Annotated in this window: 19 protein-coding genes; 6 read left to right on the top strand and 13 right to left on the bottom strand. The window is 70.3% G+C overall.

Annotated features, from left to right (window positions below; all coding sequences use genetic code 11):
• The first annotated feature begins 153 nt into the window (after window positions 1-153).
• Window positions 154-1,683, top strand: a complete 1,530-nt coding sequence (locus ABIE67_RS17835; protein ID WP_370268687.1) for a beta-N-acetylhexosaminidase — start codon at window positions 154-156, stop codon at window positions 1,681-1,683.
• A gap of 153 nt (window positions 1,684-1,836) precedes the next feature.
• Here ABIE67_RS17835 and ABIE67_RS17830 read toward each other — a convergent pair whose 3' ends face one another.
• The 10 genes from ABIE67_RS17830 to ABIE67_RS17785 form a co-directional block, all read right to left on the bottom strand.
• Complete coding sequence (locus tag ABIE67_RS17830; protein ID WP_370258406.1) at window positions 1,837-3,609, bottom strand: IucA/IucC family siderophore biosynthesis protein; 1,773 nt, start codon at window positions 3,607-3,609, stop codon at window positions 1,837-1,839.
• Entirely contained in the window at window positions 3,606-4,157 is a 552-nt protein-coding gene (locus ABIE67_RS17825; protein WP_370258404.1) for a GNAT family N-acetyltransferase, read from the bottom strand. The genes ABIE67_RS17830 and ABIE67_RS17825 overlap by 4 nt, the downstream gene beginning before the upstream one ends.
• Window positions 4,154-5,437, bottom strand: coding sequence for a lysine N(6)-hydroxylase/L-ornithine N(5)-oxygenase family protein (locus ABIE67_RS17820; protein WP_370258399.1), 1,284 nt, complete (start codon window positions 5,435-5,437; stop codon window positions 4,154-4,156). Before ABIE67_RS17820 ends, ABIE67_RS17825 begins: the two co-directional genes overlap by 4 nt.
• Complete coding sequence (gene desA, locus ABIE67_RS17815; protein WP_370258395.1) at window positions 5,421-6,863, bottom strand: lysine decarboxylase DesA; 1,443 nt, start codon at window positions 6,861-6,863, stop codon at window positions 5,421-5,423. Before desA ends, ABIE67_RS17820 begins: the two co-directional genes overlap by 17 nt.
• Before the next feature lie 175 nt (window positions 6,864-7,038).
• Window positions 7,039-7,848 carry a siderophore-interacting protein gene (locus ABIE67_RS17810; protein ID WP_370258393.1) on the bottom strand — a complete coding sequence of 270 codons (810 nt, stop codon included), beginning with the start codon at window positions 7,846-7,848 and terminating at the stop codon, window positions 7,039-7,041.
• 149 nt (window positions 7,849-7,997) lie between these two features.
• Window positions 7,998-9,044 carry an ABC transporter substrate-binding protein gene (locus tag ABIE67_RS17805; protein ID WP_370258391.1) on the bottom strand — a complete coding sequence of 349 codons (1,047 nt, stop codon included), beginning with the start codon at window positions 9,042-9,044 and terminating at the stop codon, window positions 7,998-8,000.
• 209 nt (window positions 9,045-9,253) lie between these two features.
• A complete protein-coding gene (locus tag ABIE67_RS17800) occupies window positions 9,254-10,414 on the bottom strand; it encodes an acyl-CoA dehydrogenase family protein (RefSeq protein WP_370258389.1) in 1,161 nt (386 codons plus the stop codon).
• A gap of 6 nt (window positions 10,415-10,420) precedes the next feature.
• The gene (locus ABIE67_RS17795; protein ID WP_370258386.1) at window positions 10,421-11,356 is read right to left on the bottom strand and encodes a hydroxymethylglutaryl-CoA lyase; all 936 of its coding nucleotides are present in this window, start codon (window positions 11,354-11,356) and stop codon (window positions 10,421-10,423) included.
• The gene (locus tag ABIE67_RS17790; protein ID WP_370268685.1) at window positions 11,356-13,293 is read right to left on the bottom strand and encodes an acetyl-CoA carboxylase biotin carboxylase subunit; all 1,938 of its coding nucleotides are present in this window, start codon (window positions 13,291-13,293) and stop codon (window positions 11,356-11,358) included. The genes ABIE67_RS17795 and ABIE67_RS17790 overlap by 1 nt, the downstream gene beginning before the upstream one ends.
• A 44-nt stretch (window positions 13,294-13,337) precedes the next feature.
• Window positions 13,338-14,954 carry a carboxyl transferase domain-containing protein gene (locus tag ABIE67_RS17785; RefSeq protein WP_370258382.1) on the bottom strand — a complete coding sequence of 539 codons (1,617 nt, stop codon included), beginning with the start codon at window positions 14,952-14,954 and terminating at the stop codon, window positions 13,338-13,340.
• Window positions 14,955-15,050: 96 nt separating this feature from the next.
• On the opposite strand from ABIE67_RS17785, the gene ABIE67_RS17780 reads away from it, so the two are divergent.
• The 4 genes from ABIE67_RS17780 (at window position 15,051) to tesB (ending at window position 18,577) form a co-directional block, all read left to right on the top strand.
• The gene (locus ABIE67_RS17780; RefSeq protein ID WP_370258379.1) at window positions 15,051-15,647 is read left to right on the top strand and encodes a TetR/AcrR family transcriptional regulator; all 597 of its coding nucleotides are present in this window, start codon (window positions 15,051-15,053) and stop codon (window positions 15,645-15,647) included.
• 140 nt (window positions 15,648-15,787) lie between these two features.
• A complete protein-coding gene (locus ABIE67_RS17775; RefSeq protein ID WP_370268683.1) occupies window positions 15,788-16,405 on the top strand; it encodes a DedA family protein in 618 nt (205 codons plus the stop codon).
• Between the two features lie 112 nt (window positions 16,406-16,517).
• Window positions 16,518-17,675, top strand: a complete 1,158-nt coding sequence (locus ABIE67_RS17770) for an acyl-CoA dehydrogenase family protein (RefSeq protein WP_362382812.1) — start codon at window positions 16,518-16,520, stop codon at window positions 17,673-17,675.
• 35 nt (window positions 17,676-17,710) lie between these two features.
• Window positions 17,711-18,577, top strand: a complete 867-nt coding sequence (gene tesB / locus ABIE67_RS17765; protein ID WP_370258375.1) for an acyl-CoA thioesterase II — start codon at window positions 17,711-17,713, stop codon at window positions 18,575-18,577.
• 31 nt (window positions 18,578-18,608) lie between these two features.
• Here the strand turns inward: tesB and ABIE67_RS17760 are convergent, their stop codons facing one another.
• The 3 genes from ABIE67_RS17760 to ABIE67_RS17750 form a co-directional block, all read right to left on the bottom strand.
• On the bottom strand, window positions 18,609-19,118 hold the full coding sequence (locus tag ABIE67_RS17760; RefSeq protein WP_370258374.1) for a GNAT family N-acetyltransferase: 510 nt from the start codon (window positions 19,116-19,118) through the stop codon (window positions 18,609-18,611).
• Between the two features lie 17 nt (window positions 19,119-19,135).
• Window positions 19,136-19,924, bottom strand: a complete 789-nt coding sequence (locus tag ABIE67_RS17755; protein WP_370258373.1) for a phosphatase — start codon at window positions 19,922-19,924, stop codon at window positions 19,136-19,138.
• Window positions 19,925-20,025: 101 nt separating this feature from the next.
• Window positions 20,026-21,687 (bottom strand): helix-turn-helix domain-containing protein, encoded by a 1,662-nt coding sequence (locus ABIE67_RS17750; RefSeq protein WP_370258370.1) that lies wholly within the window; start codon window positions 21,685-21,687, stop codon window positions 20,026-20,028.
• Window positions 21,688-21,815: 128 nt separating this feature from the next.
• On the opposite strand from ABIE67_RS17750, the gene ABIE67_RS17745 reads away from it, so the two are divergent.
• Complete coding sequence (locus ABIE67_RS17745) at window positions 21,816-23,270, top strand: sodium:solute symporter (RefSeq protein WP_370258367.1); 1,455 nt, start codon at window positions 21,816-21,818, stop codon at window positions 23,268-23,270.
• Window positions 23,271-23,324 lie beyond the last annotated feature (54 nt).

Below are 23,324 nucleotides of genomic sequence, written 5' to 3'. Positions count from 1 at the left end.
GGATTGTTCCACCCGACTCACGAGAGAGTGGTCCAGACCTCTTGGAGCGCAACGGCTCATGGAAGGGACACGCTTGTGAGAGTCGGCTGTGTCGGACAGCACAGACAGCACCACAGAACGTTTCGCCTTCTCGGTTCCCTGCTGCTGGTCGCGATGGGCGCCTCGGTGACAGGGGCCGCCCCCGCCCGGGCGGCGTCCCCCACCCCGCTCGACCGGGTGGTCCCCGCGCCCGCCTCGGCCGACCCCGGCGGATCCCCCTACCGGATCACCCGCGGCACCCACATCCGCGTTGACGACTCCCGCGATGCGCGCCGCATGGGTGAGTACCTCGCGCACATCCTCCGCCCCTCCACCGGCTACCGCCTCCCCGTCACCGCCCACGGTGCCGGCGGAATCCGTCTGCGCCTGGCCAAGGGCCCGTTCGGCACCGAGGGCTACCGCCTCGACAGCGGCCGCAAGGGCGTCACCATCACCGCCGCCGGGGCCGCCGGGCTGTTCCACGGCGTCCAGACCCTGCGCCAGCTCCTCCCGGCGGCCGTCGAGAAGGACTCCGTCCAGCCCGGCCCCTGGCTGGTCGCGGGCGGCACGATCAAGGACACCCCGCGCTACGGCTGGCGCGGCGCGATGCTCGACGTCTCCCGGCACTTCTTCACCGTCGACCAGGTCAAGCGCTACATCGACCAGCTCGCCCTGTACAAGATCAACAAGCTGCATCTGCACCTCAGCGACGATCAGGGCTGGCGCATCGCCATCGACTCCTGGCCGCGCCTGGCGACCTACGGCGGCTCCACCCAGGTCGGCGGCGGCCCCGGCGGCCACTACACCAAGGCCGACTACAAGGAGATCGTCCGGTACGCCTCCTCCCGCTATCTGGAGGTCGTCCCCGAGATCGACATGCCCGGCCACACCAACGCGGCGCTGGCCTCGTACGCCGAGCTGAACTGCGACGGCGTGGCGCCCCCGCTCTACACCGGGACCGAGGTCGGCTTCAGCTCGCTGTGTGTCGGCAAGGACATCACGTACGACTTCGTGGACGACGTGATCCGGGAGCTCGCCGCGCTCACGCCGGGCGAGTACCTGCACATCGGGGGTGACGAGGCGCACTCCACCAGCCACGAGGACTATGTGGCGTTCATGGACCGGGTGCAGCCCCTCGTCGCCAAGTACGGCAAGACGGTGGTCGGATGGCATCAGCTGACCGGGGCGAACCCCTCGCGGGGGGCTCTGGCGCAGTACTGGGGGCTGGACGGCACCAGTGCGGAGGAGAAGGCGCAGGTCGCTGCCGCCGCGCGGAACGGGACCGGGGTCATCCTGTCTCCGGCCGACCGGATCTACCTCGACATGAAGTACACGGCCGACACTCCGCTGGGGCTGGACTGGGCCGGGCTGGTCGAGGTGAAGCGGTCGTACGACTGGGATCCCGGCAACTACCTTCCGGGGGCGCCGGCTTCGGCGATCCGGGGGGTCGAGGCTCCGATGTGGACGGAGACGATCACGAAGTCCGCGGACATTGAGTACATGGCGTTTCCGAGGCTGGCCGGTGTGGCTGAGCTGGGGTGGTCGCCGGCTTCTACGCATGACTGGGAGGGCTACAAGGTGCGGCTTGCTACGCAGGCTGAGCGGTGGGAGGCGTTGGGGATCAATTACTACCGATCGCCTCAGGTGCCCTGGCCTGCGGCGTAAGCGCGGTGATTCGTCTGCGGGCCGGTGGGGGCCGGTCGCGCCCCGCGGCGGAGCCGCAAATTGACACAGCCCCGCGCCCCTGAAAGCCAAAAGCCGACGGGCACCCCGGGGGACCGTACCCCGGGGTGCCCGCCTGTCTGTGGAGGGCCGTGGTTACAGCCCTGCGATCGGGTTCTTCAGGTTGCCGACGAGCTGTAGTGCGCCTGCCGGGTCCGCCAGGTCGACCATCTGCTTGTTGTCGCGGAGCTGGAGGCGGTTGAGGCAGGACAGGGCGAACTCGGGGGCGAACATGTCGTACTGCTTGAACTTGTCGGCGAGTTCGGGCACCGAGTGCTGGTAGTCCCGGGTGACCTCGGCGACCGTGCGCCAGAAGTCGTCCTCCTCCAGGATTCCCTCGGCGGCGAGGTTCGCGGCGAGGAAGCGGAAGAAGCAGTCGAAGACGTCCGTGAAGATGGACAGGAGCTTCTTGTCCTCGGGGACGTCCACGCGCAGCCGCTCGACCGTCGGCGGCAGCACCGCGTCCGGGTCCATGACCGCGATCTCCTCGGCGATGTCCTTGTAGATCGCGCGCTGGACCACGCCATCCTTCAGGGCCAGGATCACGTTCTCGCCGTGCGGCATGAAGACCAGGTCGTAGGCGTAGAAGCTGTGGAGGAGCGGGGTGAAGTACGCCTTCAGGTAGCGGCGCAGCCACTCCGTCGGGGTGAGGCCCGACTGCTCGATCAGCGCGCCCGCGAAGGACGCGCCCTCGTGGTCGACGTGGACCAGGGAGGCCATGGTGGCGAGCGACTCGCCGTCCTTGAGGGACGACACCGGGCTCTCGCGCCAGAGCGCGGCCAGCATCTTGCGGTACGGCGAGTAGCGGTCCGTCGCGGCCTCGTACTCCAGGTGCCGGTAGCCGACGGCGGCGCGTTCGCGGATGATCGACAGGCCGGTCTCCCGCAGCACGGGGTCGTTGTCGATGAGCTGGGCCAGCCAGTCGTTGATGGCCGGGGTCGCCTCCATGTACGCCGCCGAAAGGCCGCGCATGAAGCCCATGTTGAGGACGGACAGGGCCGTCTTCACGTAGTGCTTCTCGGGGCTCGACCGGTTGAAGAAGGTCCGGATGGACTGCTGGGCCAGGTATTCGTCGTCGCCCTCTCCCAGGCAGACCAGGTGCTGCTGGGCGACCTCGGCGGCGAAGGTGACGGTGAGCTTGTTCCACCACTGCCAGGGGTGGACGGGGATGAGGAGGTAGTCGGCGGGGTCCAGGCCCTGGTCGCGCAGGACGCCGTGGAAGCGGTCGACGGTCTCCGCGCCCAGTTCGTCGCGGACGAAGGACTCGTACTCGATGCCGACCCCGGCCGTGAACGCGGCACGCGAGCGGTGGGCCGCCAGCCAGACGAGCCGGACCGGGCTCGCGGTCTCGGGGGCGTACGACAGGTACTCGTGGATGCCGAAGCCGAGCCGCCCGTTGTTGGCGACGAAGCAGGGGTGGCCCTCGGTCATGCCGGTCTCGATGGCCTGGAAGCCGGACCCGACCAGCTCGGCGACCGGGACCTGCGGCTTGGTGAGCTTGTAGCAGGTGCCGGAGAGGGTGGAGGAGATCTCCTCCAGGTAGACGGGCAGGACCTCGTCGCTCAGGCCCAGGGACTTCTGGAGTTCGATGAAGAAGTCCAGGGCGGCGAGCGGGCGCTCGGCCCCGTCCCGGTGGCGGGTGATCGAGTCCGCGTCGACCTGCCAGTGGTCGAGGGCGTGGGTCGTGGCCGCGAAGGTGTACCGGGTCAGGCCGTCGTCGCTGCGGACGATGTACGTGCCGGCACCGGTGGCCTCCGGCGTGATGAGGCGCTCGTGGGCGAACTCGGCGAGTGCCTTGCGGATCAGGAGGCGGTTGGCCCGCGCCCAGCGGTGGGGGGACAGATGCGCTATGGCGTCGGACAGGGTCATACGGCTGCTCCTCGGGCGGCGACCGGACTGTGCCTGTTAAAGAACTGCTCACGGGTGCAGAAGCTCAGCAGCGCCTTCTTCTCCGGCTTCTGGATCTCGCGCTCGGGCACGAAACCCACGGCTTCGTTCAGGGCGTGGACGGCCTTGTTGGCCACGTCCGGCTCGACGACGACGCGCTGCACCGCCGGGTCCTCGAAGAGGTGCGCCATCACGGCGGTGATGACGGACCGGGTGAAGCCGCGGACGGGCTTGTCGGTGGGCGGCGTGAGGAAGTGCATACCGATGTCGCCGGGCTGCGGCTCGTACAGGCCGACCAGTTCGCGGTGGGCGGGGTCGTAGTACTCCATGAGGAAGGCGGGCACGCCGTTCTCGTCGAGACCCAGCAGCGCGTGGTGGTGCTCGTCGGCCGCGATCTCCATGTAGGCGCGCTCGACGTCTTCCAGCCGCGCGTCCTGCATCATCCAGAAGGCGGCCTTGGGGTGGGTGACCCAGCCGTGCAGGAGCTCGGCGTCCTTCAGGGGGTCGAGGGTGCGGAACGTGAACGTCATACGGAGAACTCCTGGAACGCGATCGTCTTCTCGACCGGGTAGTACTCGGTGCCGAGCAGCTCGCGGATGATGTACGCGTTCCGGTACGGGCCCATCCCCAGGTCGGGGCTGGTGATGCTGTGCGTGTGGACGCCGGCGTTCTGGAGGAAGACCCCGCGGCCGGTGACGTCGACGGCGTAGTTGCGGGCGACGTCGAAGCTGCCCCGGGAGTCGTAGACCAGGCGGTCGCGCACGGGCTTGAGGAACTCCGGCTCGGCGTACTTGTAGCCGGTGGCCAGGACCAGGCCCTGCGAGTCGAGCGTGAAGTCCTTCTCCTGCTCTTCCTGGCGGAAGGACAGCGTGTACGTGCCGTTCTCGTACGCCACGCTGTTCAGCGAGGAGTTGGTGAGCAGTCGGGTGGGGACCGGGCCGCCGAGGTTCTTCTGGTAGAGCAGGTCGAAGATCTCGTTGATCAGGTCGCCGTCGATGCCCTTGAACAGGCCCTTCTGCTCGGCGGTGAGGCGGTAGCGGGTCGCCTCCGGCAGCTCGCGGAAGTAGTCGATGTACTCCGGGGACGTCATCTCCAGCGTGAGCTTGGTGTACTCCAGCGGGAAGAAGCGCGGGGAGCGGGTCACCCAGTTCAGCCGGTAGCCGTGGACGTCGATCTCGCTGAGCAGGTCGTAGTAGATCTCGGCGGCCGACTGGCCCGAGCCGACCAGGGTGATCGAGTCCTTCTTCTGCAGCTCCGCCTTGTTCTGCAGATAGCGGGAGTTGTGGATGAAGTCGCCGCCCAGACCCTGGCAGGCCTCGGGTATGTAGGGCGGGGTGCCGGTGCCGAGGACGAGGTGACGGGCGCGGTAGGTGTCACCGGTGGCCGTCCGCACGACGTACAGCCCGTCCCCTTCGTCGTACGTCACCTCGGTGACCGTCGTGCTGAAGCGGATGCTGCTCAGCTTGTTCGCGGCCCAGCGGCAGTAGTCGTCGTACTCGACCCGCAGCGGGTAGAAGTTCTCGCGGATGTAGAACGAGTACAGCCGGCCTTTCTCCTTCAGGTAGTTGAGGAAGGAGTACGGCGAGGTCGGGTCGGCGAGGGTGACCAGGTCCGACATGAACGGGGTCTGGAGGTGGGCGCCGTCCAGGAACATCCCCGCGTGCCACTCGAAGTCGGGCTTCGACTCCAGGAAGACACCGTCGAGCTCGTCGATCGGCTCGGTCAGACAGGCGAGGCCGAGATTGAACGGGCCGAGCCCGATCCCCACGAAATCATGGGTTTTAGTCGGGTTTTCAGGACGCGCGGTCAAGGGACTCTCCCAGGTACTGCTCGGCGTGGCCGGCGATCAGGTCGAGGACGGCGGCGATGTCTTCGGTCGTCGTCTCGGGGTTGAGCAGGGTGAACTTCAGGTAGTGACGGCCGCCCACCTTGGTGCCCGCGACCACCGCGTCGCCGGAGGCGAACAGGGCCTTGCGGGCGTACAGGTTGGCGCGGTCGATCTCGGCGGGGTCGGTGACGGCCGCCGGGATGTAGCGGAAGACCAGGGTGGACAGGGTCGGCTCGACGACGACGTCGTAGCGCGGGTCGGCGGCCAGCAGCTGCCAGCCCTCCACCGCGAGGTCGCAGACCTCGTCGAAGAGCTGCCCGATGCCGTCGGCTCCCATCACGCGCAGGGTCATCCACAGCTTGAGGGCGTCGAACCGGCGGGTCGTCTGGAGGGACTTGTCGACCTGGTTGGGGATGCGCTCGGTGACCATGCGCTCGGGGTTGAGGTACTCGGCGTGGTAGGTCGCGTGGCGCAGGGTCGAGGCGTCGCGGACCAGCACGGCGGAGGAACTCACCGGCTGGAAGAAGGACTTGTGGTAGTCGACGGTGACCGAGTCGGCGCGCTCGATGCCGTCGATACGGCCCCGGTACTTCACGGAGGCGAGCAGACCGCAGCCGTAGGCGGCGTCGACGTGCATCCAGGTGCCGAACTGCTCGCACAGCTCGGCGATCTCGGGCAGCGGGTCGATGGAGCCGAAGTCGGTGGTGCCGGCCGTCGCGACGACGGCCATGGGGACCAGGCCGTCCTTCTTGCAGCGCTCCAGCTCATGGGCGAGCGCGACGGTCTGCAGGCGCTTGTCGTGGTCGACGGGGATGGAGACGACGGCGTCCTGGCCGAGCCCGAGGAGCTTCGCGGACTTCTTCACGCTGAAGTGGCTGACCTCGGAGGCGAAGATGCGCAGTTTGGCGAGGCTGTCGGACTTGGCCTCCTCGCGCGCCAGCAGCAGCGCCTGGAGGTTGGACTGCGTGCCGCCCGAGGTGAAGACACCGTCGGCGTTCTCGCCGAGGCCTATTCGGGCCGTCGTCCAGTCGATGAGCTTGCGCTCGATCAGGGTGCCGCCGGCCGACTGGTCCCAGGTGTCCAGGGAGGAGTTGACCGCGGAGAGGATCGCCTCGCCGAGCACGGCCGGGATGACGACCGGGCAGTTGAGGTGGGCGAGGTAGCGCGGGTGGTGGAAGTAGATCGCGTCCCGGAGGTAGACGTCCTCCAGCTCGTCCAGGACCGCGGCGGTGTCGAGCAGCGGCTTGTCGAGGTCGATCGCGTCGATGGCGGGGGCGAGGGCGTCGACCGTGACGCCGGTGAACGGACGGTCGGTGGCGGCGAGTTTGGCGGCCACCCGCTCGATACCTTCGGTCACGGAGCGGCGGTACTGCTCCGCGGTCGTGTCATTGAGCAGGTGCGAGCGCATGGGGAGGTCCTCCGGTGGGGACGGGCCGTGAAGTGCGGGGGTGCCGGGCCGCATCGGCGGCTGCCGTGAACTTAGGTTAGCCTAACCTAAGCTCCTTTGGATCAGGGTGGCCTCAAGGGTGACTGCGATCACTTACGTCGCGGTAGGTGCCCGATCGCCTTGCTTTCGGCGGCAGTTACGCCTGCTCGCGCAGCTGCTCCTCGCTCATCCCCTGCCTCCAGTACCCCACGAAGGTGACTCGACGCCGGTCCACCCCGCGCTCCGCGACGAAGTGCCGGCGCAGCGCCTTGACGCGGCCGGACTCGCCCGCGATCCAGACGTAGGGGTGCTCGGCGGGCGGGAGTTGAGCGGCTCGGACGGCGTCCAGGGCTTCCTCCTGGACCAGCCACGTGATCTCGGCGTCGGCCTCGGTCACCAGGTCCTGGATGTCCCCGGCGTCGTGCACCTCCAGCCACACCCGGGCACGGGTGCCGGCCGGCAGGGCTTCGAGGATGGCGGAGACGGCGGGCACGGCGGTCTCGTCGCCCCAGATCACCACGAGGTCGGTGTCGTCGGCCGGCCGGAACCGGATCGCCCGGTTGTCGGCGATGGCCGGCCCGAGCAGGAACACCGGGTCGCCGGGGCCTGCTTGAGCGGCCCACGCGGAGGCGGGGCCCGCCGGGGTGTGCAGAACGAAGTCGATGTCGATCTCGTCGGGGCTGCGGCGGAGCGCCCGCAGCGTGTACGACCGCATCACGGCCCGCACATCGTCGGGGAGTTCCCGCCATCCCTGCCACCAGCCGTCACCGAGTTCGAGGGGAACCTGCGGCTCGCTCTGCCCCGGATGCGGCAGGAACAGCGACAGGGACTGGTCGCGCCCGTCGGAGAGGAAGTACTGCAGATCGTCCCCGCCGAAGGTGACCCGGACCATGGACGGCCCGAGCCGCCTCGTCCGTACGACCTGGAGGGAGAAGAAACGGAACGGGGCGGCTACGGCGGTAGTCATATGTGCTCCTGAGGTGACGCGCCCCGAAGGGGCGCGGGACTGTGCTCATATGCGGTTCCGCCGCGTGGGCGCGACCAGCCACGGCGGACGCGCAGTTCACCACGGTGCGGTGGACCTACGGCGCTGAACCGGCTCTCCCGGCGGAGCGCCTACGCGACCTTCTTGGCCTTCTCGATGGCCTCGGCGAGGCTCGTGAGAAGCGGGGTGCACTTGTCGTAGGACAGGATCGGCTCGGGGGAGCGGGAGATGACCTGGCCGGCCTTGACGGCGGGCAGCTTCTTCCAGGTCGCCTCGGTGATGTCGGCCGGCTGGATCGTCGAGGAGCGGTCGTCCATCATGATGATGTCGGCCGGGTACTTGTCGACGTTCTCCCAGCTCAGGTCCTCGAACCAGCCGCCGGACTTCGCCTTGGCCTTCTCCGACGGCTCGACGAAGTTCACGCCGAGGGCCTTGAAGTACTCAAGGTCGATGGAGAAGTTGGTGCCGGACACGTAGAAGATGGTGTCCGCGGCGGAACCGGCCAGCACCCTGATGTCGGGCTTGGCCTTCGCGGCGGCACGCAGCCGGGCGGCGGCGGCCTCGAAGTCCTTCTTGGCCTGAACGACCTTGTCGGCCTTCATGTCCGCGCCGAGCGACTCGGCCAGCTGCCACATGCGCTGCAGCGGCTGCGTGATCTGGCGGTTGTAGACGGAGATGGCGACGCTCGGGGCGAGTTGGGCGATCTTGTCCTTGGACTCCTCCGGCACGGACCAGAGGGTGCCCGCGTCATCGAACGTCGTGGTGATGAGCACCTCGGGAGCGAGCGCCGCGTACTTCTCGACGTTGAGCTTGCCCCAGGCGTTACCGAGGACGGTGACCTTGCTGACGTCCAGGTCGCCGGCCTGGACGTCGGGCTTGCCGTCGGGGGTCGTGGTCGGGCCGAAGACGCCCTTGACCGGAATGCCGTAGTCGTAGAGGGCGGCGGCGACACCGGTGAAAGCGACGATGCTCGTCGGCACCTTGTCGAGCTTCACCGTCGTGCCGCGGTCGTCCTTGAACGTCCAGGGACCGGACTTGGCAGCGGTCGTGGCCTCGCTGGAGCCCTCGCTTTTCGCGTCGTCGTCTCCGCAGGCCGCGAGCACGGCCCCGAGACCGAGGGCGCCACCGGCGGCGAGGATGCCGCGGCGGGTGAGGTGGGTGGCTCTGGCGTTGGGCATGGCTACGCTGCTTTCGAACAGGGCGGATCGCCCGCCGGACAATTCGAAGGTAGGTTAGCCTAACCTGAGCTGATGTCCAGGGGTGGGGGTCCTTGTGATCGAAGCTGTGCGCGGGTTGTGCGGGATGTGTGCCAGCCCGCAAGGCCCAATTCCCTTGCAATCAAGGGTCATTGGGCCTCGCTCACCTCGGGGCGTCCCCGTTCCGGAAATCAGCCCACCAGCCCCAACTCCCTCGCGATCAGCATCCGCTGCACCTCGCTCGTGCCCTCCCCGATCTCCAGGATCTTGGAGTCCCGCCACATCCGGGCCACCGGGTACTCGTTCATGAAGCCGTAGCCGCCATGGACCTGGGTGGCGTCCCGGGCGTTGTCCACGGCGACCGTGGACGAGTACAGCTTCGCCAGGGCCGCCTCCTTCTTGAAGGGTTCCCCGGCGACGAGGCGGCTCGCCGCGTCGCGCCAGGCGAGGCGGGACGTGTGGGCCTTCATCTCCATGTCGGCGATCTTGAACTGGATGGCCTGGTTGGCGCCGATGGGGCGGCCGAAGGCGTGGCGTTCCTTGGCGTACTTCACCGACTCGTCGACGCAGCCCTGCGCCAGGCCGGTGGCCAGCGCCGCGATGGCGATGCGGCCCTCGTCCAGGATGCGCAGGAACTGGGCGTAGCCACGGCCCTCCTCGCCCAGGAGATTGGCCGCCGGGACCCGGACGTCCGCGAAGGACAGCTCACGGGTGTCGGAGGCGTTCCAGCCGACCTTGGAGTACGGGGCCGCGACCGTGAAGCCGGGGGTGCCGGACGGGACGATGATCGACGAGATGAGCGGCTTGCCGTCCGGCTTGCGGCCGGTCACCGCCGTCACCGTGACCAGCCCGGTGATGTCCGTGCCGGAGTTGGTGATGAAGCACTTGGTGCCGTTGATCACCCATTCGCCGGTCTCCGGGTCGAGCCGGGCCGTCGTCCGGGTCGCGCCCGCGTCCGAGCCGCCGTCGGGCTCGGTCAGCCCGAAGGCGCCGAGGGTCTCGCCGGAGCACAGCCGCGGGAGCCACTCCCGCTTCTGCTCCTCCGTGCCGAAGAGATGGATCGGCATGGCGCCGAGCGAGACGCCCGCTTCGAGCGTGATGGCGACCGAGGAGTCCACGCGGGCCAGTTCCTCCAGCGCGATGCCCAGTGCCAGGTAGTCGCCGCCCATACCGCCGTACTCCTCCGGGAACGGCAGGCCGAACAACCCCATGCGGCCCATCTCCCGCACGATCTCGTACGGGAACTCATGACGCTCGTAGAAGTCGCCGATCTTCGGCGCCACGACGTCGTGGGCGAACTCCTCCACCGTGCGGCGGAGTTCCTCCAGTTCGGGGGAGAGACGGTGGTCCATGGCAGTTCACTGCTCCTTGTGGGAGAGGGCTCGGACGGTGCGGGACGGGCTGGGTCGGCCCAGTTGTTCGGCCATCCACGTGCTCGTGGCGACGAGACGGTCCAGGTCGACCCCGGTGTCGATGCCGAGGCCCTGAAGCATCCACACGAGGTCTTCGGTAGCGAGATTGCCGGTGGCGGACTTGGCGTACGGGCAGCCGCCGAGGCCGCCCGCGGAGGCGTCGACCGTGGTGACGCCGTGGTGGAGGGCGGCATAGGTGTTGGCCAGTGCCTGGCCGTAGGTGTCGTGGAAGTGGACGCCCACGGCTGCCGCCGGGATGCGGGCTTCCCGCAGTGCCGTCAGGAGAGCCGTCACGTGTCCCGGGGTGGCCACCCCGATCGTGTCGCCGAGACTCAGCTCGTCGCAGCCCATGTCGACCAGCGCCCTGCAGACCCGGACGACCTGGGGGACCGGGACAGCGCCTTCCCACGGGTCGCCGAAGCACATCGAGAGATAGCCGCGGACGTGCACGTCCTCCGCCTTCGCCCTCGTCACCACCGGCTCGAACATGGCCAGCGCCTCGTCCACCGTCCGGTTCAGGTTGGCCTTCGCGAAGGACTCGGTCGCGCTGGCGAAGACGGCGACCCGTCGGGCGCCGAGCGCCAGGGCGCGGTCCAGGCCCCGGTCGTTGGGGACCAGGACGGGCAGGTGTACGCCCTCCAGGCCGCCGACCAGCGGGAACAGCCGCTCGGCGTCCGCGAGTTGGGGCACCCACTTGGGGTGGACGAAGCTGGTGGCCTCGATCGTCGTCAGCCCCGCGTCGGCCAGGCGGCGGACGAACTCCGCCTTGATCTCGGTCGGCACGGTCGCCGACTCGTTCTGCAGGCCGTCGCGCGCGCCGACCTCGTGGATCCGTACACGGGCGGGCAGGCCCTGGGCCGGCACCGTCATGGGCAGCGTCATCAGTCCTCCTCCACCGGGGTGACGACGGCCAGGACCTGGTCCATGGCGACCGTCGTGCCCGGCATGACGTCCAGTTCGGCGACCGTGCCGGCGTGCGGGGCGGAGATGACGTGCTCCATCTTCATCGCCTCGACGACCAGCAGGCTCTGCCCGGCGGCCACTTCGTCCCCGACGGCGACCTTCACCACCGTCACCGTCCCCGGCATGGGCGCGGTGAGCGAGTCGGCGCCCGCATGGGCGGCCCCGGTGAGCGAGGCGGCCACCGGGTCGTGGTCGCGCACGTGCCAGGCGTCGCCGTCGCGGCCCAGCCAGGTGCCGTCCGGCAGGGCGGCGCGGTGGAAGGTGTGGCGGACGCCGTCGAGGGTGACGGCCACGTGGTCGTCCGTGACGGAGTGGGTGCCGCGCGGGGTGTACTCCACGGGCTCGGTGATCCGCAGGTGGAAGCCGACGGGCCTGGGCTCGCCGCCCAGCCGCCATCCGCTCGGCACGGAGAACGGGTCGGTCCACCCCTCACCGCGAGGCCGCAGCGCGTCCAGGCGTACGGCCGCGGCGGCCTCGTACACCTCGTCCGGTACGTCCGTGGAGACCAGCTCGTCCACCACGCGCTCCACCAGCCCCGTGTCCAACTCGCCCGCGACGACCGCCGGATGCGCGAGCAGCCGCCGCAGGAACCCGGCGTTCGTCTGCACGCCCAGCGTGACCGTCTCCGCGAGGGCGGCCCGGAGCTTGCGGAGCGCGGTGGCGCGGTCGGGGCCGTACGCGATCACCTTGGACAGCATCGGGTCGTACAGGCTGCCGACCTCGGTGCCCTCGCTGAGCCCGGAGTCGGTGCGGATGCCGTCGCCCTGGGGCTCGTGCAGCCGCAGCACCGTGCCGCCGGACGGCAGGAACCCGCGGGAGGGGTCCTCGGCGCAGACGCGGGCCTCGATCGCGTGCCCGGTGAGCGTGACGTCGTCCTGCCTGTACGGCAGTTCCTCGCCCGCCGCCACCCGCAGCTGCCACTCCACCAGGTCCAGCCCCGTGATCAGCTCGGTGACCGGGTGTTCCACCTGGAGGCGGGTGTTCATCTCCATGAAGTAGTACGAGGACGGGTCGCCGCCCGGCACGATGAACTCCACCGTGCCCGCGCCCCGGTAGCCGCAGGAGCGCGCCGCCTGGACCGCCGCCTCGCCCATCGACGCGCGCGTGGCCTCGTCCAGCAGGACGGACGGCGCCTCTTCGATGACCTTCTGGTGCCGGCGCTGCAGGGAGCACTCGCGCTCGCCGAGATGGACGACATTGCCGTGGCCGTCCGCCAGCACCTGGATCTCGATGTGCCGGGGCCGGTCGATCCACCGCTCGACGAGGAGGGTGTCGTCGCCGAAGGAGGCGCGGGCCTCACGGCGGGCGGCGGCGATCTCGTCGCCCAGCACGGCCGCGTCCCGGACCAGCCGCATGCCCTTGCCGCCACCGCCGGCGGAGGGCTTGAGCAGCACGGGCATGCCGATCTCGCGGGCGGCGTCGGCGAGTTGGACGTCCGTGAGCCCGCTGCCGCTGGAGCCCGGGACGACCGGCACCCCGGCCGCCTTCACCGTCTCCTTGGCGCGGATCTTGTCGCCCATGAGGGAGATGGCGTCGGCGGGCGGTCCGATGAAGACGAGCCCGGCGTCGGCGCACGCGCGCGCGAAGCCGGCGTTCTCCGCGAGGAAGCCGTATCCCGGGTGGACGGCCTGGGCACCGGTGCGGGCCGCCGCCTCCAGCAGCCGCTCCACGGACAGATAGCTCTCGGCGGCCGGCGCCGGACCGATCCGTACCGCCGTGTCCGCCTCCCGGACGTGGCGCGCGTCGGCGTCCGCGTCGGAGAAGACGGCCACCGAGCGCACGCCCAGCGAGCGGAGCGTACGGATCACGCGGACGGCGATCTCACCCCGGTTGGCCACGAGGACCGTGTCGAACATGGTCTGCGTCGTCGTCATTGTCGTCGTCATCGTCACAGTCCCCCTCACATCCGGAAGACGCCGAACTGGGGCTCACCCAGGGGCGCGTTGGCACAGGCGGTCAGGGCGAGGCCCAGCACCTGACGGGTCTCCAGCGGGTCGATCACGCCGTCGTCCCAGAGGCGGGCCGTCGCGTAGTAGGCGCTGCCCTGGCGCTCGTACTGCTGCCGGATCGGCGCCTTGAACGCGTCCTCGTCCTCGGCCGGCCAGTCCTCGCCCCGCGCCTCCAACTGGTCCCGCTTGACGGTCGCGAGGACGGAGGCGGCCTGCTCGCCGCCCATGACGGAGATCTTGGCGCCCGGCCACATCCAGAGGAAGCGGGGCGAGTACGCGCGCCCGCACATGGAGTAGTTCCCGGCGCCGTACGAGCCGCCGACCACCACCGTCAGCTTCGGCACGCGCGTGCAGGCCACGGCCGTGACCATCTTGGCGCCGTGCTTGGCGATGCCGCCCGCCTCGTAGTCCTTGCCGACCATGAAGCCCGAGATGTTCTGGAGGAAGACCAGGGGGATCCCGCGCTGGTCGCACAGCTCGATGAAGTGGGCGCCCTTCTGGGCGGACTCGGAGAACAGGATGCCGTTGTTGGCGACGATGCCGACCGGGTGGCCGTGGATACGGGCGAAGCCGGTGACGAGGGTCTGCCCGAACTCGGCCTTGAACTCCGCGAAACGGGAGCCGTCGACCACGCGCGCGATGACCTCGCGTACGTCGTAGGGGGTGCGGGAGTCGACGGGGACGGCGCCGTAGAGACCGTAGGGGTCGACCTTCGGTTCGGTGGCGGCGGTGACCTCCCAGGGGAGCGCCCCGCGCGCGGGGAGGGTGGCGACGATGTCCCGCACGATCCGCAGTGCGTGCGCGTCGTCCTCGGCGAGGTGGTCGGTCACGCCGGACACCCGGGAGTGGACCTCGCCGCCACCGAGTTCTTCCGCCGTGACGACCTCGCCGGTGGCGGCCTTCACCAGCGGGGGGCCGCCGAGGAAGATCGTGCCCTGGTCGCGGACGATGACGGCCTCGTCGCTCATGGCGGGGACATAGGCGCCACCGGCCGTGCACGACCCGAGGACGGCCGCGATCTGCGGGATCCCGGCGCCGGACATCCGGGCCTGGTTGTAGAAGATCCGCCCGAAGTGCTCGCGGTCCGGGAAGACCTCGTCCTGCATGGGCAGGAAGGCGCCACCGGAGTCGACGAGGTACAGGCACGGCAGGCGGTTCTCCAGGGCCACCTCCTGCGCGCGCAGGTGCTTCTTCACGGTCATCGGGTAGTACGTGCCGCCCTTGACCGTGGCGTCGTTGGCGACGATCACGCACTCCCGGCCGCTGACCCGGCCGATCCCGGCGATGACGCCGGCGGCCGGGGCCTGGCCCTCGTACATGCCGTCGGCCGCGAGGGGAGCGAGCTCCAGGAAGGGGGAGCCGGGGTCGAGAAGGGTGTCGACGCGGTCGCGCGGCAGCAGCTTCCCGCGCGCGGTGTGCCGGGCGCGTGCCTTCTCACCGCCTCCCAGCCGGGCGGCGGCCAGCTTGCCGCGCAGCTCCTCCACGAGCGCCCGATGGGCCTCCTCGTTGGCCCGCCAGGCCTCCGACGCGGGATCTGCCGCGCTCGCAAGCTCCGGTGCCTCGTGCATCCTGCGGTCCCCTCACCAGTGGTCGACCAGTTAATGAGCGTTAACGCATTTCCTTCAGGTTAACGACCGCTAACCTCCCTGTCTAGAATTGCTTCCATGGCCACCAGAACCGACGCCCCCACCCGCCGCGAGCAGATCCTCAAGGAGGCCGCGCGGCTCTTCGCCGAGCGTGGTTTCCACGGCGTCGGCGTGGACGAGATAGGCGCCGCCGTGGGCATCAGCGGCCCCGGTCTCTACCGGCACTTCGCCGGCAAGGACGCGATGCTCGCCGAGCTGCTGGTCGGCATCAGCGGCCAGCTCCTGACGGGCGCGAAACGGCGCCTCGCGGAGGCCGACGGCGTGCCGGCCGAGGCGGTCCTCGACTCCCTCATCGAGGGGCACATCGACTTCGCCCTCGACGACCGTCCCCTCATCACCCTGCACGACCGTGAGCTGGACCGCCTCCGCGACAGCGACCGCAAGCTCGTGCGGCAGCTCCAGCGGCAGTACGTCGAGCTGTGGGTGGAGATCGTGCGCGAGGTGTACCCGGAACTGACCGAGCCGACGGCCCGCTCGGCCGTGCACTCGGTGTTCGGGCTGCTGAACTCGACCCCGCATCTGGGGCGGCCGGGGTCGCTGCCGGGACGCGGCGTCACGGCGGAGCTGCTGCACCGGATGGCGCGGGGGGCGTTCGGCGCGGCCGGGGTGGCGTGAGCCGTCCGATGGCGTGAGCCGTCCCGGGGCCCCTGTGCTCATGCCGCCTTTAGGTCAAGACTTAGTAAAGTGGCGGCGTGATCATCGCTGCTGCAGCCGACGCACCCGTCGGCGGAGTCGCCGGCTGGGCCGCCGACCTCATGGAGAAGCTGGGCGGTCCGGGCGCCGGACTGGCCATCGCCCTGGAGAACCTCTTCCCGCCGCTGCCCAGCGAGGTGATCCTGCCGCTGGCGGGGTTCACGGCGAGCCACGGCGGGATGGACGTCGTCGGTGCCGTTGCCTGGACGACGGCCGGCTCGGTGGTGGGTGCACTGGCCCTGTACCTCCTCGGCGCGCTCTTCGGCCGGGACCGGCTGATCGCGGTGGCGGCGCGGCTGCCGCTGGTGAAGGCCGCGGACGTGGAACGGACCGAGGCCTGGTTCCTCCGGCACGGCACCAAGGCCGTGTTCTTCGGCCGCTTCGTGCCCATCTTCCGCAGTCTGATCTCGATACCGGCGGGAGTCGAGCGCATGCGGCTCTCCGTGTTCCTCGCCCTCACCACGGCGGGCAGCCTCATCTGGAACACCGCCTTCATCGCCGCCGGCTACGCGCTCGGCGCCCGCTGGCACGAGGTCACCGACATGGTCGGCCTCTACTCCAAGGTGATCCTGGCGGTCGTGGCCGTGGCGGCCCTGGCGTTCGTGGGCGTACGGCTGCTGCGGGCGGGACGCGGGCAGCGGCGGCGTCCGGTCGGGGCCGGTTCCGAGGAGCGCCGCTAGGAGGTCCTGGAGTGACGAGCGTTACGGACCTTGACCCCTGGACGCCTGTGGATACTCGCCGGTACGGTTGAGTGAGCAAGCGCTTAGACATGTACCGGTGGAGGTGGGCGGCGTGCGCCGTACGGTGTTCAACGAGGATCACGAGGCGTTCCGGGAGACCATCCGCGCCTTCATCGAGGCCGAGGTCGTCCCGGTCTACGACGAGTGGTTCGCGGCGGGCCAGGCGCCCCGCGACTTCTACTACAAGCTCGCCGAGCTCGGCGTCTTCGGCATCCGCGTCGACGAGGAGTACGGCGGCGCCGGCATCGACTCGTACAAGTTCGAGGCGGTGATGTACGAGGAGACCTCCCGCGCGGGCGTCCAGTTCGGTGGCTCCGGCGTGCACGTGCTGCTCGGCCTGCCGTACATCAAGATGCTCGCCAGCGACGAGCAGAAGAAGCGCTTCCTGCCGAAGTTCGTCTCCGGTGAGGAGATGTGGGCGCTGGCGATGACCGAGCCGGGCACCGGCTCCGACCTCGCGGGCATGAAGACCACCGCCAAGCTCTCCGAGGACGGCACGCACTACGTCCTCAACGGCGCCAAGACCTTCATCACCGGCGGCGTCCACGCCGACCGTGTGATCGTCTGCGCCCGCACCGACGCGCCCAGCGCCGAGGACCGCCGCCACGGCATCTCCCTGTTCGCCGTGGACACCAAGTCCGAGGGCTACTCCGTCGGCCGCAAGCTCGACAAGCTCGGCCTGAAGACCTCCGACACCGCCGAGCTGGCGTTCGTCGACGTGAAGGTCCCGGTCGAGGACCTCCTCGGCGAGGAGAACAAGGGCTTCTACTACCTCGGCCACAACCTGGCGTCCGAGCGCTGGGGCATCGCCTTCGGCGCCTACGCCCAGGCCAAGGCGGCCGTCCGGTTCGCCAAGGAGTACGTCCAGGACCGCACCGTCTTCGGCAAGTCGGTGGCCTCCTTCCAGAACACCAAGTTCGAGCTGGCGGCCTGTCAGGCCGAGGTCGACGCCGCCGAGGCCGTCGCGGACCGCGCGCTGGAGGCCCTGGACGCCGGCGAGCTGACCCCGGCCGAGGCCGCGTCCGCGAAGCTCTTCTGCACCGAGGTCGCGCACCGCGTGATCGACCGCTGCCTGCAGCTGCACGGCGGCTACGGCTTCATGAACGAGTACCCGATCGCCCGCCTGTACGCGGACAACCGCGTCAACCGCATCTACGGCGGCACCAGCGAGATCATGAAGTCGATCATCGCGAAGGACATGGGCCTGTAAGGTCCCGGAAATTACCGGACAGTAGAAAAGGTGCCATGAACCAGGCACTACAGGGTCTCCTCGATCTGCTCGATCTTGAGCAGATCGAGGAGAACATCTTTCGCGGCCAGTCCCGCTCCGCCGTCGTCCCGCGCGTCTTCGGCGGTCAGGTCGCGGCCCAGGCGCTGGTCGCCGCCGGGCGTACGGTCCCCGAGGACCGCCATGCCCACTCCCTCCACGCGTACTTCCTGCGCATGGGCGACCCGGGCGCGCCCATCGTCTACAACGTCGAGCGCATGCGCGACGGCCGTTCCTTCACCACGCGCCGCGTCGTCGCCGTCCAGCACGGCAAGCCGATCTTCGCCCTGTCGGCCTCCTTCCAGCTCCACGAGGAGGGCATGGACCACCAGGCGGCCATGCCGCCCGCGCCCGACCCGGAGTCGCTTCCCACCTCGGCGGAGCGCCTGCGCGGGTACGACCATCTCGACCCGGCGGTCGTCGAGAGGTTCCTGGAGGCACGCCAGGCGGTCGACCTCCGCTACGTCGACGAGCCGCCGTACGGCAGGTTCGGCGAGCCCCGCGAACCGCACTCCCAGGTCTGGTTCCGCACCAACGGCAAGCTGGCCGACGACCCGCTCCTGCACGTCGTCCTGGCCACGTACGTCTCCGACATGACCCTTCTCGACTCCGTCCTGCTCGCGCACGGCCGGGGTGGCTGGGCCGTCGGGGACGTGGTCGGCGCCTCCCTGGACCACGCCATGTGGTTCCACCGCCCGTTCCGCGCGGACGAGTGGCTGCTGTACGACCAGGAGTCGCCGTCGGCGCACGGCGGGCGCGGCCTCGGTCAGGCCCGTATCTACACGCAGGACGGGCAGCTGGCGGTGTCGGTGATCCAGGAGGGCGTGGTCCGCGTCCCGCGGTGACCCGCCCGCGCCCTGCCCGGCAGCCCTGATGTCAGGTCAGATCGACGCGAGGGTCGACGGCCCAGTGGTTGCTTCGCAGGATCCGGTCGGCGAACGTCACCTCGCGTTCGCCGAGCAACCGGAAGCCGAGCGAGCGGCAGATGCCGTTGGAGGCTCCGTTGCCCGTGGCCGGGAAGGCGTGCACGACACCCCAGCGGTCCTCGTCCCGGGCCTGTTCGAGCAGGGCCCGGACGGCGCGCTTTCCCAGCCCCCGGCCCTGGAACTCCGGCAGGACCATCCAGCCGATCTCGGAGACGGGCCCGTCGTCCGTGTCGTGCGACCAGAGGGTCACGGTCCCCGCCACCACGTCAGGCGTGCCCGGCATCGGCACGATCATCCTGATCCAGGCGACATCCGCCGCCGCCTCCCGGGCGTCCCGCAGGACCTTGTCCCGCATGCCCTCGCGCGGGAGGGGTCCGCCGAGGTCCGCCATCATGACGGGATCGCAGCGCATACGGACGTAGGCGTCGACGTCGTCCGGTGTGACGTTGCGCAACAGCACCGGTCCCCCTGCCCGTTCTAGTCGAGCCCCGCCTCCGCCAGCAGGAACGCCGTCATCGGGTCGTAGTGACGCGGGCTGACCACGTGGTCGTCCAGCGGCACCACCACCTGCACCGTGCCCTCCGCCTCCGCGAGGAACAGCGCCGGGTCGTTGCAGTCCGCGTACCCGACGGAGTCCACGCCGTGCTGCCCGGCGTATCCCGCCCAGCCGTGGTCGGCGACGACCAGGTCCGGCAGCGGACGCTCCTCGCGCTCGAGTCCGGTCAGGATGGCCTTCATCGGGTCGCCGGAGTGGGTGTGCCAGAGGGTGGCGCCGTGTTCGAGGACAGCCACGTCGGCGAACTGCATGACGTAGCCCTCGTCCGTCTGGAGGCCCTCCGGGATGACGACGATCTCGCAGCCGGCCGTGCGCAGAGCGGCGGCGGTGGCGCGGTGGACGTCCAGCAGGCCGCCCGGGTGGCCCGTCGCGAACAGCACCCGCTGCTGCCCGTCGGCCGCCTTGCGCAGGCGGGCCGCCATCCGCTCCAGGGCGGCCACCGTCAGCTCGGGGTCGATGGTGTCCTGGCCGTGGCGGTGCTCCGCGTCGTCGTTCACGCCGACGCGCTCGGCCATCACCGCGAGCACGTCCTGCTCGTCGGTCCAGCGTTCGCCGAGCTCCAGGCCGAGCCAGTAGTGGCGGTTGCCGTTCGCCAGCTGGCGGTAGTGGGAGAGGTTGTTCTCGCGGGGCGTCGCGACGTCGCCCGCGATGCGGGTTCTGACGAGGTGGTCGACGAGCTCGGCGCGGCTGGGTGTCCCGGGTATCGGCATGCCTCCCATTGTGAGGCAGACAACTGTGGGAACGCCCGAGTCCGGGGCGCGTGCGACGCGGGTCACTGTACGAATCACCGCTCGGTGCGGAGCACCGTGGCTCACCGTTCGCCGTGGCGCAGGGCGAACCACAACTCCATGCGTACGTCAGGGTCGTCCAGGTCCGTGTCGAGGAGGGCCGCGCACCGGGCGATCCGTTGGCGGACCGTGTTGCGGTGCACGGACAGGGCGACGGCCGTGCGGTCCCAACTGCCGTGCAGGGAGAGCCAGGTGCGCAGGGTCTCCGTGAGGGGCGCGGTGAGGGGCGCGAGGAGTGCGCGGGCGTGGGACTGCGCCTCGTCGGGGGAGAGGAGGTCCGTGAGGGCCGGGCGGTGGGTGCCGTGCCGGAACAGGGGCGTGCGGGTGGCCCGGGCGCGGGACAGGGCCCGGGCCGCCTGGGTGTCGGCCGTCGGCCAGTTCTCGGCGGTCGCGGGGGCGCTCACGCCCAGGGTCCAGCCGGGCTGCGGGGTCGGTTCGCGGTCCGCCGGGGCGAGGACGCGGACGACGTCCTGCGCGAGGTCGACCAGCGGGGAGCCGAGGGCCGCGCCCAGCGCGGAGGCCGCCACGGCGTCGCAGGGCTGGCTGTCGGGGCGGCCGTGCACCACGAGCCAGCGGTCGGTGCCGAGGAGCGGGGCCACCGACTGCGGCTCGGCACCCAGCAGCAGCCGTACCAGCGCCGACGAGCGGGCCGCTCCCGAGCCGCTCTGGTGCTCGCCGGTGAGGAGGGAGAGCAGCACGGCGGCGACGGAGGCGATGGTGTGGTCGCCGGGGTCCCGGTGCGGGGCGGCGACCCCGAGGACGAAGCCCCGGCCGGCGCCGAGGGCGTAGGCGGCGAGGTGGGTGCCGGCGATGGTGTCGGTGGCGGAGGCGGGAGGCGCGGACGGACGGGCGGCGGGTGCTCCGTCGCCCGGACGTGCGGCTTCGAGGCGGCCGGCCCGGCCTGCGGGGGCGCGGTCGGCCGCTCCCGCCGCGTCCGGGGCGGGAGCGGCCCGGACGGCTTCCGGGCCGCCGGGCTGCCGTGCGCTCTCGCGGCCGGCCGCTCCCACGGGCGGCGTGACCACCGGCCGTACCACTCCCGCCAGCTCCGCCAGTGCCGCCCGCACCGCGTCGCCCGGTGCCTCCCGCCCCGCCTCCCCGATCACCGCCCCCTCCGGCCCGTACAGCACCGCCCAGCCCGCCACCCGCTGCGCCAGCTGCCGTAGCACCGCCCGTAGCGGATCCGGGCGGGAGGCCGCCGCGGCCAGGCTCTGCTGGGCCTCCGTCACGCGGCGCAGTTCGGCGTGGCGGGCCCGGGCCATGAGCTGCCAGACCGCGCGGGCCACGCCCGAGAAGGTCGTCCGGGGCGGCACCTCCAGGAGGGGGAGGCCGTACGCGTCGCAGGCCGCCACCAGGGCGCGCGGCACCGTGTCGTGCACCGGGGCGAGCCCGAAGCCGAGGGCCGCGCCGCCCGCCGCCACGATCCGCGCCACGTAGTCGTCGAAGTACGTCCCCGAACCCGCCGCCTCCGGGATGTGCACCCCGGCCGTCAGCAGCAGCTCGCCGCCCAGCAGATAGGGATAGGGATCGGCCATTTCCGAGGTGTGCGCCCAGTGGATGGCCGTCTCCGTGTCCGCGTCCGTGTCCTCGGCCGTCGGGCCGGCGATCTGGCGCAGGCCCAGGTCCTCGCGGGCCAGGAGCGCCGAGAGCGGTACCGGCGGGGTGGGCGGAACGGCTGGGTCCGGCATGTGGATGGTTCCTCCAGTCATGCAACCGCGACTGGATGAAACGTACACTTCGCAGTCGCTTTCCGGCCACCTAGTGTCGACGTCTGTCACCCCCCGGCGACTCGAACGTTCGATTGAGGGAGGTCCCCGTGGCCGTCGACTACACAGTCATCGTCGTCTATCTGGCCGGCATGCTGGCCATGGGCTGGTGGGGCATGCGCCGCGCCAAGTCCAAGAGCGAGTTCCTGGTCGCCGGGCGGCGGCTCGGCCCGACGATGTACTCCGGCACCATGGCCGCGATCGTCCTCGGCGGCGCGTCCACGATCGGCGGCGTCGGGCTCGGCTACCAGTACGGGCTCTCCGGTGCCTGGATGGTGTTCACCATCGGCCTCGGGCTCCTCGCTCTCTCCGTCTTCTTCTCCGCCCGCATCGCCCGCCTGAAGGTCTACACCGTCTCCGAGATGCTCGACCTGCGCTACGGCGGCCGGGCCGGCGTCATCTCCGGTCTCGTCATGTGGGCGTACACCCTCATGCTCGCCGTCACGTCGACCATCGCCTACGCCACGATCTTCGACGTCCTGTTCGACATGAACCGCACGGTCGCGATCGTCCTCGGCGGCTCGGTCGTCGTCGCCTACTCGACGCTCGGCGGCATGTGGTCGATCACTCTCACCGACATGGTGCAGTTCGTGGTGAAGACGGTCGGGGTGCTGCTGCTCCTGCTCCCCATCGCCGTCGTCAAAGCCGGTGGGTTCAGCGAGATGAAGGCGCAGCTGCCGACCGAGTACTTCGACCCGCTGGGCATCGGCGGCGAGACGATCTTCACCTATGTCCTGATCTACACCTTCGGCATGCTCATCGGGCAGGACATCTGGCAGCGCGTGTTCACCGCCCGCAGCGACAGGACGGCCAAGTGGGGCGGCACCGTCGCCGGCACCTACTGTCTCGTCTACGCCCTCGCCGGCGCCGTCATCGGTACGGCGGCCAAGGTGCTCTACCCCAGGCTCGGCAGCGCGGACGACGCCTTCGCGACCATCGTCAAGGACGAACTCCCGGTCGGCGTACGGGGACTGGTGCTGGCCGCCGCCCTCGCCGCCGTGATGTCGACCTCCTCCGGCGCGCTCATCGCCTGCGCGACCGTCGCCAACCACGACATCTGGTCGCGACTGCGGGGGAGGGTCGCGACCGGGGAGCGTGACGAGGTGCGGGGCAACCGCGCCTTCATCCTCCTCATGGGCCTCGCCGTGATCGGTACGGCCATCGCGCTGAACAACGTCGTCGAGGCGCTGACGGTGGCGTACAACCTGCTCGTCGGCGGACTCCTCGTCCCGATCCTCGGCGGACTGCTGTGGAAGCGGGGCACGGCCCAGGGCGCGCTCGCCTCCGTCGCGGTGGGCGGTCTCGCCGTCATCGGCCTGATGGCGACCTACGGCATCCTGGCCAACGAGCCCGTCTACTACGGCCTGCTGTCTTCCCTCGCCGCGTACATCGCCGTCTCCTTGATGACAAGGCCGACCGACGCGGCCGTCCTCGCCGCCTGGCGTGAGCGCCTCGCCGGGCGGAACTCCGAACTCGTGTCCGAACCGGTGCCGGCTCCCCAGTAGAGTCACAGGCGGAAGTACATACGCGACGAAGCGTAGGAAAGAAGGCATTTCACG

The organism is Streptomyces sp. V4I8, from assembly GCF_041261225.1.
GTDB lineage: Bacteria > Actinomycetota > Actinomycetes > Streptomycetales > Streptomycetaceae > Streptomyces.
This window is presented reverse-complemented; position numbering and strand designations above follow the sequence as displayed.

Excerpts from the sequence above, each read along its gene's own strand:
- ABIE67_RS17775 (WP_370268683.1), top strand. The coding sequence starts at position 15,788 with ATGGAGAAGCTGGGCGGTCCGGGCGCCGGACTGGCCATCGCCCTGGAG.
- ABIE67_RS17800 (WP_370258389.1), bottom strand. The coding sequence starts at position 10,414 with ATGGACCACCGTCTCTCCCCCGAACTGGAGGAACTCCGCCGCACGGTG.
- ABIE67_RS17830 (WP_370258406.1), bottom strand. The coding sequence starts at position 3,609 with ATGACCCTGTCCGACGCCATAGCGCATCTGTCCCCCCACCGCTGGGCG.
- ABIE67_RS17825 (WP_370258404.1), bottom strand. The coding sequence starts at position 4,157 with ATGACGTTCACGTTCCGCACCCTCGACCCCCTGAAGGACGCCGAGCTC.
- ABIE67_RS17785 (WP_370258382.1), bottom strand. The coding sequence starts at position 14,954 with ATGCACGAGGCACCGGAGCTTGCGAGCGCGGCAGATCCCGCGTCGGAG.
- ABIE67_RS17780 (WP_370258379.1), top strand. The coding sequence starts at position 15,051 with ATGGCCACCAGAACCGACGCCCCCACCCGCCGCGAGCAGATCCTCAAG.
- tesB (WP_370258375.1), top strand. The coding sequence starts at position 17,711 with ATGAACCAGGCACTACAGGGTCTCCTCGATCTGCTCGATCTTGAGCAG.
- ABIE67_RS17835 (WP_370268687.1), top strand. The coding sequence starts at position 154 with ATGGGCGCCTCGGTGACAGGGGCCGCCCCCGCCCGGGCGGCGTCCCCC.
- ABIE67_RS17790 (WP_370268685.1), bottom strand. The coding sequence starts at position 13,293 with ATGTTCGACACGGTCCTCGTGGCCAACCGGGGTGAGATCGCCGTCCGC.
- ABIE67_RS17810 (WP_370258393.1), bottom strand. The coding sequence starts at position 7,848 with ATGACTACCGCCGTAGCCGCCCCGTTCCGTTTCTTCTCCCTCCAGGTC.
- ABIE67_RS17755 (WP_370258373.1), bottom strand. The coding sequence starts at position 19,924 with ATGCCGATACCCGGGACACCCAGCCGCGCCGAGCTCGTCGACCACCTC.
- ABIE67_RS17750 (WP_370258370.1), bottom strand. The coding sequence starts at position 21,687 with ATGCCGGACCCAGCCGTTCCGCCCACCCCGCCGGTACCGCTCTCGGCG.
- ABIE67_RS17805 (WP_370258391.1), bottom strand. The coding sequence starts at position 9,044 with ATGCCCAACGCCAGAGCCACCCACCTCACCCGCCGCGGCATCCTCGCC.
- ABIE67_RS17795 (WP_370258386.1), bottom strand. The coding sequence starts at position 11,356 with ATGACGCTGCCCATGACGGTGCCGGCCCAGGGCCTGCCCGCCCGTGTA.
- desA (WP_370258395.1), bottom strand. The coding sequence starts at position 6,863 with ATGCGCTCGCACCTGCTCAATGACACGACCGCGGAGCAGTACCGCCGC.